This window comes from Rhizobium sp. Root1334, assembly GCF_001426665.1.
In the GTDB taxonomy this organism is placed as follows: Bacteria; Pseudomonadota; Alphaproteobacteria; order Rhizobiales; family Rhizobiaceae; genus Pararhizobium.
The window spans coordinates 69,756-85,274 of the sequence record NZ_LMEY01000001.1 but is presented as its reverse complement, the minus strand read 5'-3'; the positions used below and the strand labels follow the sequence as shown (position 1 = coordinate 85,274).

14 protein-coding genes are annotated in these 15,519 nt (G+C 60.5%); 6 read left to right on the top strand and 8 right to left on the bottom strand.

Features of this window, described 5'->3' with window-relative positions; translation table 11 throughout:
* Positions 1-2 precede the first annotated feature (2 nt).
* Positions 3-2,030 carry an excinuclease ABC subunit UvrC gene (uvrC, locus tag ASD36_RS00370; protein ID WP_060503500.1) on the bottom strand — a complete coding sequence of 676 codons (2,028 nt, stop codon included), beginning with the start codon at positions 2,028-2,030 and terminating at the stop codon, positions 3-5.
* Positions 2,027-2,815, bottom strand: coding sequence for an SDR family oxidoreductase (locus tag ASD36_RS00365; RefSeq protein WP_060503499.1), 789 nt, complete (start codon positions 2,813-2,815; stop codon positions 2,027-2,029). The genes uvrC and ASD36_RS00365 overlap by 4 nt, the downstream gene beginning before the upstream one ends.
* Before the next feature lie 333 nt (positions 2,816-3,148).
* Here ASD36_RS00365 and ASD36_RS00360 point away from each other — a divergent pair, with 333 nt between their 5' ends.
* On the top strand, positions 3,149-3,790 hold the full coding sequence (locus ASD36_RS00360; protein WP_060502215.1) for an outer membrane protein: 642 nt from the start codon (positions 3,149-3,151) through the stop codon (positions 3,788-3,790).
* 77 nt (positions 3,791-3,867) lie between these two features.
* On the opposite strand, the gene ASD36_RS00355 is transcribed toward ASD36_RS00360, so the two are convergent.
* The 4 genes from ASD36_RS00355 to ASD36_RS00340 all read right to left on the bottom strand — a co-directional run bounded on the left by ASD36_RS00355 (position 3,868) and on the right by ASD36_RS00340 (position 6,672).
* Positions 3,868-4,458 (bottom strand): glutathione S-transferase, encoded by a 591-nt coding sequence (locus ASD36_RS00355; RefSeq protein WP_060502214.1) that lies wholly within the window; start codon positions 4,456-4,458, stop codon positions 3,868-3,870.
* 40 nt (positions 4,459-4,498) lie between these two features.
* Positions 4,499-5,257, bottom strand: coding sequence for a ribonuclease (locus ASD36_RS00350; protein WP_060502243.1), 759 nt, complete (start codon positions 5,255-5,257; stop codon positions 4,499-4,501).
* Between the two features lie 8 nt (positions 5,258-5,265).
* On the bottom strand, positions 5,266-5,715 hold the full coding sequence (locus tag ASD36_RS00345; protein ID WP_060502213.1) for a hypothetical protein: 450 nt from the start codon (positions 5,713-5,715) through the stop codon (positions 5,266-5,268).
* A 90-nt stretch (positions 5,716-5,805) separates the two neighbouring features.
* On the bottom strand, positions 5,806-6,672 hold the full coding sequence (locus tag ASD36_RS00340) for a 23S rRNA (adenine(2030)-N(6))-methyltransferase RlmJ (protein ID WP_060502212.1): 867 nt from the start codon (positions 6,670-6,672) through the stop codon (positions 5,806-5,808).
* 67 nt (positions 6,673-6,739) lie between these two features.
* Here ASD36_RS00340 and ASD36_RS00335 point away from each other — a divergent pair, with 67 nt between their 5' ends.
* Both ASD36_RS00335 and ASD36_RS00330 read left to right on the top strand, forming a co-directional pair.
* Positions 6,740-8,872: a molybdopterin oxidoreductase family protein gene (locus ASD36_RS00335; protein WP_060502211.1), complete on the top strand. Its 2,133-nt coding sequence runs from the start codon at positions 6,740-6,742 to the stop codon at positions 8,870-8,872.
* Positions 8,873-8,878: 6 nt separating this feature from the next.
* Positions 8,879-9,493 carry an NUDIX domain-containing protein gene (locus tag ASD36_RS00330; protein ID WP_060502210.1) on the top strand — a complete coding sequence of 205 codons (615 nt, stop codon included), beginning with the start codon at positions 8,879-8,881 and terminating at the stop codon, positions 9,491-9,493.
* 31 nt (positions 9,494-9,524) lie between these two features.
* On the opposite strand, the gene purN is transcribed toward ASD36_RS00330, so the two are convergent.
* Both purN and purM read right to left on the bottom strand, forming a co-directional pair.
* The gene (gene purN, locus ASD36_RS00325) at positions 9,525-10,145 is read right to left on the bottom strand and encodes a phosphoribosylglycinamide formyltransferase (protein ID WP_060502242.1); all 621 of its coding nucleotides are present in this window, start codon (positions 10,143-10,145) and stop codon (positions 9,525-9,527) included.
* Positions 10,146-10,153: 8 nt separating this feature from the next.
* Positions 10,154-11,224 carry a phosphoribosylformylglycinamidine cyclo-ligase gene (purM, locus tag ASD36_RS00320; protein WP_060502209.1) on the bottom strand — a complete coding sequence of 357 codons (1,071 nt, stop codon included), beginning with the start codon at positions 11,222-11,224 and terminating at the stop codon, positions 10,154-10,156.
* A 218-nt stretch (positions 11,225-11,442) separates the two neighbouring features.
* Here purM and ASD36_RS00315 point away from each other — a divergent pair, with 218 nt between their 5' ends.
* The 3 genes from ASD36_RS00315 to ASD36_RS00305 all read left to right on the top strand — a co-directional run bounded on the left by ASD36_RS00315 (position 11,443) and on the right by ASD36_RS00305 (position 15,519).
* Complete coding sequence (locus tag ASD36_RS00315; RefSeq protein WP_060502208.1) at positions 11,443-12,573, top strand: AI-2E family transporter; 1,131 nt, start codon at positions 11,443-11,445, stop codon at positions 12,571-12,573.
* A gap of 5 nt (positions 12,574-12,578) precedes the next feature.
* Positions 12,579-13,265 (top strand): DnaA regulatory inactivator HdaA, encoded by a 687-nt coding sequence (hdaA, locus tag ASD36_RS00310; protein WP_060502207.1) that lies wholly within the window; start codon positions 12,579-12,581, stop codon positions 13,263-13,265.
* Between the two features lie 67 nt (positions 13,266-13,332).
* Positions 13,333-15,519, top strand: coding sequence for an RNA degradosome polyphosphate kinase (locus ASD36_RS00305; RefSeq protein WP_060502206.1), 2,187 nt, complete (start codon positions 13,333-13,335; stop codon positions 15,517-15,519).

The window sequence follows — 15,519 nt, the reverse complement described above, 5'->3', positions numbered from 1 at the left end:
TCTTACTTCGTGCCATCCTCATGAAAATGGTCGTAGACCAGCCGTGCCACCGCCTCCGAAATGCCCTCGACGGCGATCAGGTCGTTGATGCCGGCGCGGGATACGGCCTTGGCGGTGCCGAAATGGTGGAGCAGGGCGCGCTTGCGCGTCGGGCCGATGCCGCCGATCTCGTCGAGCGGGTTCTTGACCATCTCCTTCTTGCGCCGCGCCCGGTGCGAGCCAATAGCAAAGCGGTGCGCCTCGTCGCGCATGCGCTGAATGAAATAGAGAACGGGGTCGCGCGGCGGTAGAGTGAAGCCGTCGCGGCTGCCGCCCGGCGGGAAGAACCGCTCGCGGCCGGCCTCGCGATCGACACCCTTGGCGACGCCGATGGCAACGACGCAATCCTCGATATCCAATTCTTTCAGGATAGCGCGAACTGCTGTCATCTGCCCCTGACCACCGTCGATCAGGATGACGTCTGGCCAGGCTGGGAAGGCCGCATCTTCGGCGATCTCGATGTTGCGGTCGGGTTTTCCCTCTTCCTTGAGCAGGCGTGAAAACCGCCGCGTCATCACTTCCTTCATCATGCCGAAATCGTCGCCGGGGGTGATGTCGGTCGATTTGATGTTGAACTTGCGGTACTGGCCTTTGACGAAACCTTCCGGCCCCGCGACCACCATGCCGCCGACGGCATTCGTGCCCATGATGTGCGAGTTATCGTAGATATCGATGCGGCGCGGTATGCGCTCGAGCTTGAATGTCGTGGCAAAGCCTTCGAGCAGGCGCGATTGCGAGGCCGTTTCGGCCAGCTTGCGGCCATGCGCCTCGCGCGCATTGGCAACGGCATGCTCGACCAGATCCTTCTTCTCGCCGCGCTGCGGCACATGAATGGCGACCTTGTAACCGGATTTTTCGCTGAGCGCCTCGGCCAGCAGTTCCTGTTCCTCGACGGTCTCACAGAGCAGGATCTGCCGCGGACAGGGCTTGTCGTCATAGAACTGCGCCAGAAAGGCGCTGAGCACCTCGGCGGAACTGAGTGTCGGATCGGCCTTGGGGAAATAGGCGCGGTTGCCCCAGTTCTGGCCGGTGCGGAAGAAAAACACCTGGATGCAGGAGACGCCGCCTTCGTGATGGATGGCGAAGACATCGGCTTCCTCGACGCCGGACGGATTGATGCCCTGGTGGCTCTGGACATGCGACAACGCCGCCAGCCGGTCGCGGTAAAGCGCTGCCCGCTCGAAATCGAGGTTTTCGGATGCTTCGCTCATCGCCGCGGCGATCGTCGCCTTCACCGCCTGGCTCTTGCCCGACAGGAAGTCCTTGGCCTCGGTGACAAGCTCTGCGTAATCGGCGTCGCTGACCTCATGGGTGCAGGGGGCGGCGCAGCGCTTGATCTGGTGCAGCAAGCAGGGGCGGGTGCGGCTTTCAAAGACGCTGTCGGTGCAGGTGCGCAGCAGGAAGGCGCGCTGCAGCGAGTTGATGGTACGGCCGACGGCGCCTGCCGACGCGAAGGGACCGAAGAAATCACCCTTGCGGCTGCGGGCGCCGCGGTGCTTGTACAGCGCCGGTGCGCGGCTGTCCCCGGTGACGAGGATATAGGGAAAAGACTTGTCGTCGCGCAGAAGTACGTTGAAGCGCGGCCGCAGGCGCTTGATCAGGTTGGCTTCGAGCAGCAGCGCCTCGATCTCGGTGCGCGTCGTGACGAATTCCATATTGGCGGTTTCGCGCACCATCTTGGTCAGGCGATTGGAATGCAGGCGGCCTTGCGCATAATTGCTGACGCGCTTCTTCAGGCTTCGCGCCTTGCCGACATACAGCACATCGCCCGCCTCGTTGAACATGCGGTAGACGCCGGGACTGTTGGGCAGAAGCTTGACGAAGGCCTGGATCAGGTCGGCGCCGCGCAAGCCGTCGGGAATGGCGCTGGTCTCCGCCCAGTCGACGATAGCCGCCGGCGCAGCCGCGTCCGGCGTCTCGATCAGGTCTTCGTCGTCGCTGGCATTTTCATCATAGAGAATGCCGCCATCGCCGGACACGCGCCCGTTCATTCCACGATCTCCAAAATATCCGGCGTTTCCCAGGCAAGGTGCTGGCCGCCGTCGAGCGCAATCATCTGCCCGGTGATCGACGGCGTGTCGAACAGGAACCGGATCGTCCGGCCGAATTCGTCGAGCGCGGGACCACGCTTCAAGATGAGTGCCTCGACCTGTGTGTCGAAATCCTCCTTATCCTGCCGTTCGTTCGGCAATGTCGGACCGGGGCCGATGCCGTTGACGCGGATTGCCGGTGCTAAAGCCTGTGCCATCGTTCCCGTTGCCGTCAGAAGTGCTGATTTCGACAACATATAGGAATAAAATCTCGGATTTGGAGCCCAGACACGCTGGTCGATGATATTAATGATCAGGCCGGAATTCCCGCCGGGCAGTTGCGCGGCAAAGTCGCGGGCCAGCAGCGATGGTGCTTTGACATGCAAGGCGAAATGCCGGTCCCAGACCGCTTCGTCGAATTCGTCGAGGCTGTCCTTCTTGAACAGGGATGCATTGTTGACCAGCAGACCGATCGGCCCGAGTGCGGCAACTGCCTTGCCGACGACCGTCTGCGCTGCGGCCGTATCGGCCAGATCCGCGGCGATCGCCGCGGCTTTGCCACCTGCCGCCCGGATGTTCGCCGCCAGAGCCTCGGCCTCGGCAAGCGACGTATTGGCGTGGATGGCCACGGCAAAGCCGTGCGCGGCCAGATCTTCAACGATTGCCTTGCCGATGCGCCGGGCGCCACCCGTCACCAATGCAGTTTTCAAAGGCAGCGTCCCGCCGTGCGATTCGTGTGTGTGCATACGGCAAGGATATAGGAGGCACGCCAATATTGCGAAACCGCCCCACGCATTCGTTTCGGAAAAATTAATGCAAAAGCGCTAAATTGAATTGTTTTCAGATGTTATAGTATATTTTTTATTAATATTGTTTTTTAGTTAATATTTACCCTGTGGCGATGAAGCAACATCGAATTTTAGCCATGGTCGTGCCACTAAAATTTCACAATTTGGCTCTTGAGAATCCGCATTTGATTGTCAATTTCTCCGTCAACCGGGCGGGTTAATTGCAAATTCCCCGATGTATCAATTTAGGACCGCGAGGGTCCGGAACATCGGTTCGTAAAGGAGACTTTTATGCGTACTCTCATCACCACCCTCATGGCATCTGCCGTATCCCTCATCGCCTTCTCCGCTGTTCAGGCTGCTGATGCGATCGACGAAGTGCCGGCCGCTCCGGCTGCTGAATACAACGAACCGGCCGTCAAGAACTGGTCGGGCGCCTATGTTGGTGGTACGGCGAACTGGGCCCGCGGCGAATACGACGCGACCGGCGGACGCGGTGCTGCCGGCTTCGGCGGCGGCCTCTATGGCGGTTACAACATGCAGAGCGGTAACATCGTTTACGGTGCGGAAGCCGATATCAACTACGGCGACAACGACACCCGCAACCGCGCACGCCGCATGGAGCAGGGCGTCAACGGTTCGGTCCGCGGCCGTGTCGGTTATGACCTGAACCCGGTTCTCGTCTATGGTACGGCCGGTGTTGCTGCAAGCAGCGTCAAGGCAACGGCTAATGGCGGCGGCTCGGACAAGAACACGCTCATCGGCTGGACGGCCGGTGCCGGTGCCGAAGCGTTTGTGACCGACAACGTCACGGCACGCGTCGAGTATCGTTACTCCGACTACGGTTCGAAGGATTTCGGTATTGGCGGCGGGCGGGTTTCGTCTGGCTACGACGAACACAGTGTTCGCGTTGGTATGGGCGTCAAGTTCTGATCCATGCGATAAGACTGACAAAAAGGCCGGAGAAATCCGGCCTTTTTGTTATTTAAAATTAGTAGTTTGTAGACATGTCAGGCTTTGAACTGTCCGTAGTCCGGGAAGAACTTTTCGAATTTCTGCGGCCAGTTCTTCAGTTTCGGGCGGCCCTTCTGCCACTCGCCGGCAAACCGGACTTCAATATAGCGCAACAGGGCGGCAAGCGCGAAATGGCCCGCATGCAGCTTGGCGCCGGTCTTCGGCAGGTTGGCATTGAGATAGTCGAGGCCGCGGCCTGCCTTTTCCCACTGACGGTCGATCCAGGGCTGGTGGATTTTTTCCGGCGGGTGGACGCGCTTTTCATAGACGATCGCCAGCAGGCAGTCGCAGATGCCGTCGCAAAGCGCCTCCAGGATTTCCACGTCGGTCCGCTTTTCCGCATTGCGCGGATAAAGCTTGCCCTTCGTCTCGCGGTCGATGAAGTACATGATTGCCCGGCTGTCATAGATCGCCTTGCCATCGGGGGTGACCAATGTCGGAATCTTACCGAGCGGGTTGTTGGCGATCAGGTCCTGTGGGGTGCCGTTGGTATCGGTCAGGACGCCTTCGGCAGCGAGACCGGCGTAGCGCGCAGCCATGCGCACCTTGTTGGAATAGGGCGAGGTGGGGGAAGAGTAGATTTTCATGCGTGCTTTCTTTCGTTGAACAGTCAAATTTTTGAGTGAACTAAGGGGTAGCTGGAAGTTCCAGGTTTTTCGCCTTGCAGCCGGCCCGATCTATCTCGCCGCAGGCGCGGAAACTCAAATCCTTGTTGAAGCATATGCGGATTTCATCGACGCGGCCGGACGCGCAGGTAACAGCGAGCGCATCGTTGCGCAGGCCCGGATTGGCCGATGTCAGCGCCGTCTCGATTTGCGCGGCATTTGTTCGCTGGCTGGATCCGACCGACTGCAAACTTTGCGGTATCGCCACTCTTTCGCGGGCAGCGCGCAGGACGGTAAAATAGTCCTTCTGGCTCAGGCCCGAGCAGGAGCCGTGTTTGCGCCACTCATGACCGATCAGCCCCATTGAGGGCATGATGTCGAACAGGGGCCGTCCAAGGGCATCCGGCACACGGTCGGATTCCCTTGTGCGGCAGAATTCCGGGTATCCCCGTTCGTTCTGCGGCCAAAGCCCGTGAACGATAAAACCGTGGTTGTTGTCCGGGTCGCATTGCATCGAGCGTCCCGAGGGATCGTTGTCCAGGCACCAGCTTGGCGACCACGACAGCGACAGGACATAGAAGTCGAAACCGCTGCCTAGCGGTACGGAAGTCGTTTTCTGACGCGTACCGGTGCCCGGCGTGCCGATGATCGGCGTGTTGGCGGCAGTAGTGCCGGAAGCAGGCGCGTCTTTTTTAGGCTGCGGGGATTTCTCCTCGCCGCTACACGCGGAAAGTGCCAGTAAGCCGGCAAGCGCAATAATCACACAACGGAAACGATGCATCGCAGCCGTCACCGCAACGACGCGCATTGCGCGCCGTAAACATACCAGGGATCAAGGCCACTCAGGCAGAACTCGATATTCGAGCCGATACCGGCAAAGCCGAAGTCGCGCTCGATCAGATACCAGAGCGCCCGTTTTTCGCCGTCGCTGGTGATGGCGGTGGCGCGGCAATATTCACGCTGGACCGGTCGGGTCTTGTCGCGCAGTTCAATGCGCTTTTGCCGGGTGTCGCGGATTTCGGCGATGGCGATATCCATTTTTAAATAATCTGCAGCCCGGCTGCCGAAGCCGGATGTAATGAAGTCGAGTACTCCGGGGCTTCCGCAGGCATCCGAGACGTGGGCCATGCCATAGTTGAGATGATCGGACGCTTTTGCCGCCGTTGCACCAGATACCATTGCACCAGATGCCAGCGTGGCGAGTGAGAAAACGACGGTGCGCACAAGCATGGCTGTCATGATCCTCTCTCCCAGCGAACCGCAGATTGCGTCTCTTGCGCGCCGGCCGTCAAGCCCCGTTCAATCCCGCTCTTGTTCAATCGCGCTTGCTCAGTCTCGTTCAAGCACTTCCTCGCCGCGCAGCCAGAAGGCACGGGCCGAGGCGTGGCGATCCTGCTTCAGCCGGTCCTTGAGGAAGGGGAGCAGGATATCCAGTTCGCCCTTCAGCGTGAACGGTGGATTGACGATGATCAGACCGGATCCCGAAAGCCCGGTCGTGTCGCGGTCGCTGCGGACAGACAGTTCGGCGCAGAGCATCTTGGGGATTTCCAGTGCCTTGAGCGCGGTGTGGAATTCGGCGATCGGCGCACCTTGCTTCAGCGGATACCAAAGGCAGAACGTGCCGCCGGAAAAGCGCCGGTAAGCCTTGTGCAGGCCGTCAACCAGCCGCTCATATTCGCCTGATATCTCGAACGGCGGGTCGACCAGCACGATGCCGCGTTTTTCCTTGGGCGGCAGATGCGCGCCGAGCGCCAGCCAGCCATCCAGTTCGGTGATGCGGCTCTGGAAGTCGCCGTCGAACAGGCGGCGCAGCGTCTCGTAGTCGTCGGGATGCAGCTCCATTGCCGACAGCCGGTCCTGCGGCCGCATCAGCATGCGGGTTAGCTTCGGAGATCCGGGATAGAGCGTCAGGCCGCCATCAGGGTTGAGGTCGCGTATGGCAGTGAGATAAGGCTCGAGAATGGCCTTTGCCTTGGCCGGAATGTCCGTGTCGAGAATACGGCCAATGCCATCGACCCATTCGCCGGTCTTTTGCGCTTCCTCGCTCGACAGGTCATAGAGGCCGATACCGGCATGGGTATCGAGCACGCGAAATGCCTTGTCCTTCTGCGCCATGTAGACGATCAGCCGGGCAAGCACGGCATGCTTGAGGACATCGGCGAAGTTTCCGGCGTGATAGATGTGACGGTAATTCATTCGCGTCCCTTACGTCCCGATGAAATATTGGAATGGATGGCCAAGGGGACTGTGAGACCCTTTCGCGATGCCATATAGAAAAGCCATGAACGTTGCGACCCCTATAAAACCAGAAAAGTCCGTCGGCCACACTGTCTGTCCGCACGACTGTCCCTCCGCCTGCGCGCTGGAGGTCGATGTGTCTCCCGAAGGCCGGATCGGCCGGGTGCGCGGCGCCAGCGCCAATACCTATACGGCCGGCGTGATCTGCGCCAAGGTCGCCCGTTATTCGGAGCGCATCTATCATCCCGGCCGTCTGATGGTGCCGCAGCGCCGCAAGGGCGCTAAGGGCGACGGCCACTGGCAGCAGCTATCATGGGACGATGCGCTCGACGAGATTGCCGGTGCGTTCGTCAAGGCCGAGCAGCAATACGGCTCCGAGGCCGTCTGGCCCTATTTCTACGCCGGGACGATGGGGCAGGTACAGCGCGATTCGATTGACCGCCTGCGTCACGCCAAGAGGTATTCCGGTTTCTTCGGCTCGATCTGCACCAACCTGGCATGGACCGGGCTGGCCATGGCGATTGGTTCGTTGCGTGGCCCCGATCCGCGCGAGATGGCGAAATCCGATTGCGTCGTCATCTGGGGCACCAATGCGGTGGCGACTCAGGTCAACGTCATGACCCATGCGATCAAGGCCCGCAAGGATCGCGGCGCCAAGATCGTCGTTATCGACATCTATGACAACCCGACCGTCAAGCAGGCTGATATCGGGCTGGTGCTGAAGCCCGGCACTGACGCGGCGCTCGCCTGCGCCGTCATGCACATTGCCTTCCGCGATGGTTATGCCGACCGTGCCTACCTTACGAAATACGCCGATGATCCGGCAGGGCTTGAAAACCATCTGAAGACGCGCACGCCGCAATGGGCCTCTGACATCACCGGGCTTGCGGTGGACGAGATCGAGGCGTTCGGCAAATTGGTTGGCACGACCCCGAAAACCTATTTCAGGCTGGGATATGGGTTCACCCGTCAGCGCAATGGCGCGGTCGCCATTCATGCGGCTGCTTCTGTCCCGACCGTGCTCGGCTCTTGGCAATACGAGGGCGGTGGGGCGTTCCACACCAACAACGATATCTTCAAATTCGACAAGCGCGAACTAATGGGCTCGGCCATGCTCGACCCGGATATCCGCATGCTCGACCAGTCGCAGATCGGCCGGGTGCTGACCGGCGATGCGGAAGCGTTGCGCCATCGCGGCCCGGTCACGGCGATGCTGATCCAGAACACCAACCCGGTCAATGTCGCGCCGGAACAGCGGTTGGTGAAGCGCGGCTTTCTGCGCGATGATCTGTTCGTTGCCGTGCATGAGCAGTTTATGACCGATACCGCCAAGGTCGCCGATATCGTGCTGCCGGCTACCATGTTCCTCGAGCACGACGATCTCTATCGCGGCGGCGGTCATCAGCATATCCTGCTCGGTCCCAAGGTCGTCGAGCCGCCATCGACCGTGCGCACCAACCTGTTTGTCATCGAGGAACTGGCAAAGCGTCTGGATGTTGCGGACAAGCCCGGTTTCGGCCTTACCGAGCGTCAGCATATCGACCATATCCTCGTCAACCACGGCACCGATTTCGAAGGGCTGAAGCGCGACAAGTGGCTGGATATCCAGCCGGATTTCGAGACGGCGCATTTTGTCCAAGGGTTTGGCCATCCGGATGGAAAATTTCGTTTCAAGGCAGACTGGATCGGGACACCCGCGCCGAACCGGCCGCCCAAGGCGCTCGGCGTCTTCGGCCCGCATGCCGAGCTGCCCGAGTTTCCAGACCATGTCGACCTGATCGAGGTTGCGACACCCACCCATCCGTTCCGGCTGGCGACCTCGCCGGCCCGGTCCTTCCTCAATTCGACCTTTGCCGAAACGCCGTCCTCGCTGCAGAAGGAAGTCCGCCCGGAAGCGATGATCCATACCGATGACGCCGAGGCCCTCGGCATTGTTAACGGCGATATCGTGCGGATCGGCAACGAGCGCGGCGAAATCCGCCTGCATGCCAAGCTTGGCGGCGGCGCACGGCGTGGCGTCGTCATTGCCGAAGGGCTCTGGCCCAATGATGCGCATCTGGATGGCGAGGGCATCAACGTTCTCACCGGAGCCGATGCGGCAGCCCCTTATGGCGGTGCGGCCTTTCATGACAATCGCGTATGGATGCGCAAGGATTAGCAGGTAATGACGAAATTTAAGAATGCGAAGGTCGACGTCCTCAAGGACGAGACGCTATCGAAAAACTGGTACCACCTGCGCAAAGTGACCTTCAACTATACTGGCTCCAACGGCACCACCAAAAAGCTGGAACGGGAGGTCTATGACCGTGGCAACGGCGCCACCATCCTGCTTTACGATCCCAAGCGTGACAGCGTCGTTCTAGTGCGGCAGTTCCGCATCCCAGCATATCTCAACGCTCATTCCGGCTGGTTGCTGGAAACACCGGCGGGGCTGCTCGACGGCGACCATCCGGCCGAGGCGATCAAGCGCGAGGTGATGGAGGAGACCGGCTATCTGGTGACGGATGTGCAGCCGCTCTTTCATGCGTTCATGTCGCCCGGTGCGGTCACCGAAACCGTCCATTTCTTCGTCGCCATCATCGACGCAACGGTGCGCGCCGAAGACGGTGGGGGTGCCGCGCATGAGGACGAAGATATCGAGGTCCTGGAAATCCCGCTTGCCGATGCCATGGCGATGATCGGCAGTGGCGAGATCTGCGACGGCAAGACGATCATGCTGCTGCAGTGGGCGATGCTGAACAGAGGGAAATTGAAGTCGGCAGATCCAAGCAGTGCATGAGGGCCAGGATAAAGCCGCGGGCGGAGATAACTCAGCCCGCCGCTGATGCCGCCTTATCACCATCCATCCGCACCTTGCCTTCGCCAACCAGCCGTAGCGCTGCCGGATAGGACATGTGCTCTTCGACGAGCACTCGGGCGGCGAGGCTGTCGGCAGTATCGCCCGGCAATACCGGGACCTTGGCCTGCAGGATTACCGGCCCTTCGTCCATGCCTTCGGTGACGAAATGCACGGTGCAGCCTGCCTCGGTCATCCCGGCGTCGATGGCCCGCTGATGCGTGTGCAGGCCGGGGAAGAGTGGCAGCAGGGACGGGTGGATGTTGATGATCCGGCCCTCATAGGCATTGATGAAAGTGGCGGTGAGCAGCCGCATGTAGCCGGCCAGGCAAATGATGTCGGGCGAAAGCGTTTTCAGCGCCGACAGGATCGCTGCTTCGTGCGCGTCCTTGCTTTCATAGTCCTTCCGGACAAACGAGAAGGTCGCAATACCAAGAGCGGCGGCCTTGGCGAGCCCGCCCGCATCCGCCTTGTCGGAAATGACGGCAACGATTTCGACGGGGTAATCCGGTGCGGAGGCAGCCTTGACCAGCGCCAGCATATTGGAGCCGCCGCCGGAAATGAACACCACGGCTCGCTTGCGGGCCGCTTTCACCGTGTCGTTCATAGAGTAAGCGTGCCCTTGTAGATCGTGCCGGCGGCGCCTTCGTCGCGGGCGACCATGCGGCCGAGCGCAAAGACGGTCTCGCCTTCGGCCTTCAGCACCGACGTGACCTGATCGGCATCTTCAGCGGCCACAACGACGATCATGCCGACGCCGCAGTTGAAGGTGCGTAGCATTTCATTGGCGGCAACGCCGCCGGTCTTTGCAAGCCAGGAGAAGACGGAGGGGGCCTGGATGGCGGAAAGGTCGATCTCGGCAGCGAGATGCTTCGGCAGCACCCGCGGAATATTTTCCGGAAAACCGCCGCCGGTGATGTGGGCGAGTGCCTTCAGCTTGCCGGTCTCACGGATCGCCTTCAACAGCGGCTTCACGTAGATGCGCGTCGGCGTCATGAGAACATCAGCCAGCGTACCTTCGCCGAACGGCGCTGGCGCGTCCCAGGCAAGGCCCGAGAGCGAAACGATCTTGCGTACCAGCGAGTAGCCGTTGGAATGAACGCCGGAGGAGGCGAGGCCGAGAATGACATCACCTTCGGCGATATCACCGGCCGGCAGCAACTGGCCGCGCTCGGCAGCGCCGACCGCAAAGCCTGCGAGATCGTAGTCACCGCCAGCATACATGCCCGGCATTTCGGCGGTTTCGCCGCCGATCAGCGCGCAGCCTGCCTCTCGGCAACCGGCCGCAATGCCGCCGACGATGGCAGCACCCTGGTCGGGATCAAGCTTTCCGGTGGCGAAATAGTCGAGGAAGAAGAGGGGCTCCGCACCCTGGACGACGAGGTCGTTGACGCACATGGCGACGAGATCGATGCCGACCGTGTCATGCTTGTTGGCGTCGATGGCGATCTTCAGCTTGGTGCCGACGCCGTCATTGGCGGCAACGAGGACCGGATCCTTGAAGCCCGCGGCCTTCAGGTCGAACAGGCCGCCAAACCCGCCGATCTCGCCGTCGGCGCCGGGGCGCCGCGTCGAGCGAACATGCGGCTTGATCTTTTCCACCAAAAGGTTTCCGGCGTCGATATCCACACCCGCATCGCTGTAGGTCAGACCGTTCTTTCCTGGCTCGCTCATGGCTTGATCTCCGCCGGCTCGTCATATTTGGATTGCGATTGGCATGGTGGTGGCGCAAGTGCAAGCATATTGCCCGGTTTACTCCCGCTTTTTTGATGTTTTGCCCGCCATTGCCGGGCTTTTACGCCGCAGGCTTGACCATCGTCGGTGGCACATCCTATCTCAAACCCTAGAAGCGGCGCAGCGAGGCGCGGGCGGCAAGGCATCGGAACAGCGGTATGGTCAACAAATTGAGCGGCAGCGGGCTGCAGCGCCAGATCATCTTCTGGCTGCTTTTCCTTGCGGCCTTCATTGCTTTCCTCATGGTGTTCTCCACCATTCTCCTGCCGTTCATCGCCGGCATGGCGCTCGCCTATTTCCTTGATCCCGTCGCCGACCGGCTGGAGAGAATTGGCCTCAGCCGCCTGATGGCAACGATCGTCATCCTGATCGGCTTCATCGTCGTTTTCGCCTTGTCGCTGGTGGTGATCATCCCGATCGTGTTCACCCAGGCATCAGACTTCATCCAGAAGATGCCGGGCTATATTTCGATGCTGCAGGCTTTCCTGACCAGTCCCGACGCGGCTTGGCTGCCGGACTGGATTTCCAGCCAGATGGATACGATCAAGCAGAATTCCGCCAAGCTGCTCGAGCAGGGGGCAGGTTTCCTGGGAACACTGTTCCAGCAACTCTGGAACTCCGGCATGGCGCTGCTCGACATCATCTCGCTATTCGTCGTCACGCCCGTCGTCGCTTTTTATCTGCTGCTCGACTGGGACCGGATGGTGGAGCGGGTCGATAGCTGGATCCCGCGTGACCACGTCGCGACCGTGCGCCAGATCGCCCGTGACATGAATGCGACGATCGCCGGTTTCGTGCGCGGGCAGGGATCGCTCTGCATCATTCTCGGCCTGTTCTACGGTATCGCGCTATCCTTCGCCGGCCTTAACTTCGGCCTGTTGATCGGCCTGTTTGCCGGCATGATCAGCTTTATTCCCTATGTCGGGTCGATGGTTGGCCTTGTGCTTGCCATTGGTGTGGCTCTTGTCCAATTCTGGCCGGATTACCTGCATATCGTCATTATTGCAGCGATCTTTTTTGCCGGGCAGTTCATGGAAGGCAACATTCTACAGCCGCGGCTGGTCGGTAAGAGTGTCGGCCTGCATCCGGTCTGGCTGATGTTCGCGCTGCTGGCCTTCGGGGCGTTGTTCGGCTTTGTCGGGTTGCTGGTCGCGGTCCCTTGTGCTGCCGCCATCGGTGTGCTCGTCCGTTTTGGCATTGGCCGTTATCTCGACAGCACGCTCTACCACGGTCACCGTCATATTCTGACGATCGAGCCCGAACACAAAAGTCACAAGCTTCCAGAGTAACGCGTATGGTCCGCAAGTTCGAACAATTGCCGCTCGTTTTCGAGCACGAACCGCAGACGGGTCGTGACGATCTTCTCGTATCCGAGCGCCTGAAGGCGGCGGTGACAATCATCGACAGCTGGCCGCGCTGGCCATCGCCGGTGGTGATCCTGGCTGGCCCCGTCGGGTCGGGCAAATCGCATCTTGCGGCGATCTGGCGGGAAAACAGCGAAGCGGTTTCTATCCATCCAACCGCTGGCAGCAACGCTGCCGAGCTCGCGGCGGGCGGCCCGGTTCTGTTCGAGGATGCCGACCGCCAAGGCTTTGATGACCGCGCCCTGTTCCACGTCATCAACAGCGTCCGCGAAAACGGCACCAGTCTGTTGATTACCAGCCGGCTCTGGCCGATGTCGTGGCCGGTGGAACTGCCCGATCTGCGCTCGCGCCTGAAGGCGGCAACCGTCGTCGAGATCGGCGAGCCGGACGATGAGCTGCTGGCGCAGGTTCTGGTGAAGCTTCTGGCCGACCGGCAGCTTGCTGTTGATGACCGGCTGATCAGCTATATCGTTGCGCGCATGGAGCGTTCGCTCGCATCCGCCCAGACGATTGTCGAAAGGCTGGATCATCTGGCGCTGGCGCGGGGCAGCCGCATCAACCGGGCATTGGCTCTGGAAGTGCTCAGTACCCTTGGAAAGACACGCGAAATCGATTGACTGTCACAGTTCCGTCGTCAAACTGAGCTAGCTGCTTCGAGAAAAGCAAAAAAAGGCGGGCTGGGACATGGACACTGCGACATCTGCAACGGCTGCAAACGTGCCGGTGACCGAGGAAATCGATCTTCTGACCAGTCCCGAGCGCTTCATAAACCGCGAATTTTCCTGGCTGCAGTTCAATCGCCGCGTTCTCGAGGAAACCCTCAATACCGCCCATCCGCTGCTGGAACGCGTCCGTTTCCTGTCGATCTCGGCTGCAAACCTCGATGAGTTCTTCATGGTGCGCGTTGCCGGTCTCGAAGGGCAGGTCCGCCAGGGCGTGGCCGTACGCAGCCCGGATGGCAAGACGCCGGCCGAGCAGTTGCAGGATATTCTCAAGGAGATCGACAATCTCCAGATGGAACAGCAGGCATCGCTGGCCGTGCTGCAGCAATATCTGGCCAAGGAAGACATATTGATCGTCCGGCCGATCTCGCTGTCGGTACAGGATCGCGGATGGCTTGCCATGGAGTTCGAGCAGTCGATCTTCCCGGTCCTGACGCCGCTGTCGATCGATCCCGCCCATCCGTTTCCGTTCATTCCCAACCTCGGCTTCACGATGGGCCTGCAACTGGTGAGCACACGCGGCCGCGAACCGATGACGGCGCTGTTGCGCCTGCCTGTCGCGCTGGATCGTTTCATTCGCTTGCCCGACGTAAAGTCGGTGATCCGCTACATCACGCTGGAAGATGCCGTCAGCCTGTTCATCGAACGGTTGTTCCCGGGATACGAGGTGAAGGGCTCCGGTACGTTCCGCATCATTCGAGACAGCGATATCGAGGTCGAGGAGGAGGCCGAAGATCTCGTGCGTTTCTATGAGACGGCACTGAAGCGCCGCCGCCGCGGTTCGGTCATCCGCATCGAGATCGATTCCGAAATGCCGGCCGGGTTGCGTCAGTTCGTTGTCGGCGAACTTGGCGTGCCGGAAAATCGCGTTGCCGTGCTGCCGGGCCTTCTGGCCCTCAATACGCTTTCAGAGATCACAAAGGCGCCGCGCGAGGATTTGCGCTTCGAGCCGTACAATGCGCGATTTCCCGAGCGCGTCCGCGAACACGCCGGAGACTGCCTCGCCGCCATCCGCGAAAAGGACATGGTCGTCCACCACCCCTACGAAAGCTTCGACGTGGTGGTCCAGTTTCTGCTTCAGGCTGCGCGCGATCCTGACGTTCTGGCGATAAAGCAGACACTGTACCGCACCTCCAACGACAGCCCGATCGTGCGGGCGCTGATCGATGCGGCCGAGGCCGGCAAGTCCGTAACGGCACTGGTCGAGTTGAAGGCGCGCTTTGACGAAGAGGCCAATATCCGCTGGGCGCGCGATCTGGAACGCGCCGGCGTGCAGGTCGTGTTCGGCTTCATCGAGCTGAAGACGCATGCCAAGATGTCGATGGTGGTGCGCCGCGAAGAGGGCAAGCTTCGAACCTACTGCCATCTCGGCACCGGAAACTATCACCCGGTCACTGCGAAGATCTACACCGACCTGTCGTTCTTCACCTGCAATCCGAAGATTGCCCATGACATGGCCAATATCTTCAATTTCATCACCGGTTACGGCGAGCCGGAGGCGGGCATGAAACTGGCGATTTCGCCGCATACGCTGCGTCCGCGCATCCTGCAGCATATCGACGAGGAAATCGTTCATGCTGAGGCTGGCCGCCCGGCGTCGATCTGGATGAAGATGAATTCGCTGGTCGATCCGGAAATCATCGATGCGCTCTACCGCGCCAGCCGTGCCGGTGTCGAGATCGATCTGGTGGTGCGCGGCATCTGCTGCTTGCGGCCGCAGGTTCCCGGACTATCCGACAAGATCCGCGTCAAATCGATCGTCGGACGGTTCCTGGAGCATTCCCGCATCTTCTGTTTCGGCAACGGCCATGGGCTTCCCTCCGAGCACGCGCTCGTCTATATCGGGTCTGCGGACATGATGCCGCGTAATCTGGACCGGCGGGTGGAGACCCTTGTGCCTCTCATCAACCGGACTGTGCATGAACAGGTGCTGTCGCAGATCATGCTGGGGAATCTCATCGATAACCAGCAGAGCTACGAGATTCTTCCTGACGGAACGTCCCGGCGTATGGAAGTCGCCAAGGATTCCGAGCCGTTCAATGCGCAGGTCTATTTCATGACCAATCCCAGCCTGTCCGGGCGGGGCGAGGCCTTGAAATCCAGCACGCCGAAGGTAATTGCCGGCTGGGATAGCGGCCGCAGAAGATAA

Bases quoted from the DNA above. Each gene is read 5' to 3' on its own strand.
- uvrC (WP_060503500.1), bottom strand. From the start codon at position 2,030: ATGAACGGGCGCGTGTCCGGCGATGGCGGCATTCTCTATGATGAAAAT.
- ASD36_RS00365 (WP_060503499.1), bottom strand. From the start codon at position 2,815: ATGCACACACACGAATCGCACGGCGGGACGCTGCCTTTGAAAACTGCA.
- ASD36_RS00360 (WP_060502215.1), top strand. From the start codon at position 3,149: ATGCGTACTCTCATCACCACCCTCATGGCATCTGCCGTATCCCTCATC.
- ASD36_RS00355 (WP_060502214.1), bottom strand. From the start codon at position 4,458: ATGAAAATCTACTCTTCCCCCACCTCGCCCTATTCCAACAAGGTGCGC.
- ASD36_RS00350 (WP_060502243.1), bottom strand. From the start codon at position 5,257: ATGCATCGTTTCCGTTGTGTGATTATTGCGCTTGCCGGCTTACTGGCA.
- ASD36_RS00345 (WP_060502213.1), bottom strand. From the start codon at position 5,715: ATGACAGCCATGCTTGTGCGCACCGTCGTTTTCTCACTCGCCACGCTG.
- ASD36_RS00340 (WP_060502212.1), bottom strand. From the start codon at position 6,672: ATGAATTACCGTCACATCTATCACGCCGGAAACTTCGCCGATGTCCTC.
- ASD36_RS00335 (WP_060502211.1), top strand. From the start codon at position 6,740: ATGCCATATAGAAAAGCCATGAACGTTGCGACCCCTATAAAACCAGAA.
- ASD36_RS00330 (WP_060502210.1), top strand. From the start codon at position 8,879: ATGACGAAATTTAAGAATGCGAAGGTCGACGTCCTCAAGGACGAGACG.
- purM (WP_060502209.1), bottom strand. From the start codon at position 11,224: ATGAGCGAGCCAGGAAAGAACGGTCTGACCTACAGCGATGCGGGTGTG.
- ASD36_RS00315 (WP_060502208.1), top strand. From the start codon at position 11,443: ATGGTCAACAAATTGAGCGGCAGCGGGCTGCAGCGCCAGATCATCTTC.
- hdaA (WP_060502207.1), top strand. From the start codon at position 12,579: ATGGTCCGCAAGTTCGAACAATTGCCGCTCGTTTTCGAGCACGAACCG.
- ASD36_RS00305 (WP_060502206.1), top strand. From the start codon at position 13,333: ATGGACACTGCGACATCTGCAACGGCTGCAAACGTGCCGGTGACCGAG.